This is a genomic window from Nocardia sp. NPDC004168, assembly GCF_040610355.1.
Taxonomy (GTDB): Bacteria; Actinomycetota; Actinomycetes; order Mycobacteriales; family Mycobacteriaceae; genus Nocardia; species Nocardia sichangensis.
Genome location: NZ_JBEXME010000097.1, coordinates 1 through 2,433, shown reverse-complemented (window position 1 = coordinate 2,433; position 2,433 = coordinate 1). Strand labels below are relative to the sequence as shown.

The 2,433-nt window shown below is 63.3% G+C and carries 1 protein-coding gene; it reads right to left on the bottom strand.

Annotation, left to right across the window (positions count from 1 at the left end):
* Nucleotides 1-112: 112 nt before the first annotated feature.
* Nucleotides 113-1,894: a reverse transcriptase domain-containing protein gene (locus ABZW96_RS37520; protein WP_355081630.1), complete on the bottom strand. Its 1,782-nt coding sequence runs from the start codon at nucleotides 1,892-1,894 to the stop codon at nucleotides 113-115.
* Between the last annotated feature and the right edge of the window lie 539 nt (nucleotides 1,895-2,433).

The following is a 2,433-nucleotide window of genomic DNA, read 5'->3' as shown; positions in this document are numbered from 1 at the left end:
AGGAGGATGGGTCGGCCGCGCAGCGAGGTGCCAGAGTGTGCTGGTCCTTTTCCGCGCGGCCTCCCGCCGAACCGGACTTGACAGTTTCCCGATCATCCGGCTCTCCAGTGAACTACTGCGTGAGAGATGCGGGCGGTTGCCCGGTGTGGATATGGCCGTGGCAGGTGGCGCAGACCACGAGGGTCTTGCGTCGCCGGTTGTGCATGGCTGTAATCCATTGGGGCTGAAGCGGTCCGGGTATTCCCAGTTCTGCGAGTTTGCGGATGTGGTGGACCTCGACGTTGCCCACGGTACCGCAGAGTTCGCAGGTGTCCGCGAGGAGCCGGGTGAGGATCTCCTTATGCGGATGGTCGACCCGGATCGGCTGGGAGTCAACGACTCTCGCCGTTTTCTGCCGATGCAGCGGTGTCTCGCCGAACCGTGCGACCAGTGGTTTCCTGCCCTCGCGTTCGATGCGTGCTGCGAAACAGGTGCGTAACCCGTGCGATGTCATGATTTTGGTTTTGTGCTTGGCCGCCATCTTCGACATCGACGAGCGGTGCTTGCCTGCCAGGGTCTTGAGCATGGAGGTCTCCATGACCCAGCGCAGCCGGTGCAGCCGATAAACGTCACCAGCGAGCAGGTAATACTGGACGATGCCCCGGTAGATAGCCCCGTAGGTGGCGACGATGGTGTGGTCGCTGCCGTTGGTCAGAGCCGCCTGCTTGGCGGGTTTGCCGCGACGCAGGTAAGGGGCGGACTTGGCCTTGATCACCTCCCGAGGGACACGAAGGGCGATCTGGCCGTTGACGCGACGGTAACGGCCGGTCTTCTTCGTGTCGTTGTGCTGGACGGTGATCTCGTAGCCGAGGAACCGTGCCGCGCCTGTGCGGGCGTGGGTGATCAGCGTCTTGTCCTGGGACAGTTCCAGTTTGAGATCTTCACGCAGGAACTGCGCCAGCCGCTGTTTGATCTCCTCGGCTTCGGCCTTGGGTCCGGCGAACCCGAGCAGATGGTCGTCTGCGTATCTGCAGTAGCGCAGCCGCCGATATCCCGGGTCGTCCGGGTCGGCGCTGGGCAGGCTGACCATATGCCGCCGCAGTATCCGGGCCTGTGCTCGGTCACCGCGCCGGCGGGCCTTGGCCAGCTGATTCTGTAGATCCAGGTAGGCAGGGTTGCGGGCCCTGCGCTCGCCTCGGGTGTACTCCGGGATCAAAGTCTTCTCGACGAACTGATCGAGTTTATGCAGGTAGATGGAGGACAAGATCGGGGATGCCACCCCACCCTGGGGAGCCCCCGACAAGGTGGCACCCCACTTCCAATCCTCCAGGTATCCGGCCGTCAACATGTTCCGTATCAGCCGCAGAAACCTGTTGTCATGGACGTTCTCCGCCAGGATCTCGACCATTCGATCATGATCGAGCGAGCCGAAGCAGTCGGCGATGTCTCCCTCGAGGAACCACGCGGTCCCGGTCCAGGTGTTGTCGATCTCCCGCAACGCGGTGTGACAGCCCCGACCTGGGCGGAATCCATGGGACCGGTCGGAGAACGTCGGCTCGTAGTATGCCTCCAACAGCAGGCGCACCACCTCGCCGACGAGTTTGTCCGACCAGGTCGGCAAACCTAGAGGTCTGGTTTTGCCGTTCTTCTTCGGGATGTGCACGCGCCGGACCGGGCGGAATCGGTAGCGCTCGTGGCGCATCGCATCGATGATGCGGTCGATCTTCGCCCGGGACATGCCGTCCACGGTTTCCGGTGTGACCCCGGGCGTCATCGCGCCGCGGTTGGCGTAGATGCGCCCGTAGGCCAGCAGATACAACTGCGGGTTGAACAGTTGCCGATACAACTCCTCACACGGCAGTCCGCGCCTGCCGCGTTCACGCAGGACACCCAGCACCGTTGCGGCGCTCTGCATTTCGCATACCTCCCGATCACATCTGGTGTCCGATTCACCTGGCCTGCTTCGCCCTGTGGACGGCTTTCCCGTCCTCCTCGGCCGGGCGTGACTCCGGCGACTACTACCAGGCCTCCGTCGTCATAGGACTCGCGTCCCGTAGACGATCCCGCGTTCGTGCGTGTCGTACGTAACAGCGTGACGTAGGCGCCCCACTCATCTCCTTGAATGTCCTCGCTGGACATCGCCTCGCGCCCTGGAGGTTGCGTCGGCCACAATCGACTCCGACGCAGGGCGCGACACCGGTTTCAGCGGTCGTTTCCGGTGGATGGGAACTTGCATCGACTGGAGATTGGGATTCAGGCAATCCAGCTTTCGCCATATCACGCGGGTCCCTCCGGCACCCCGTCCCCGACCACTGGGCCCGGTCACCGGATTCTCTGGCATGCTGTTGTCCCCTTAGCCTTTCGGCATCAGGTCAGCCATTCGACCCAGGAACCTCCCTCCAAGTTCCTCCCGGCTGGGCCGGGGATACGACACGCCGCTTTCGCGGCGCACAT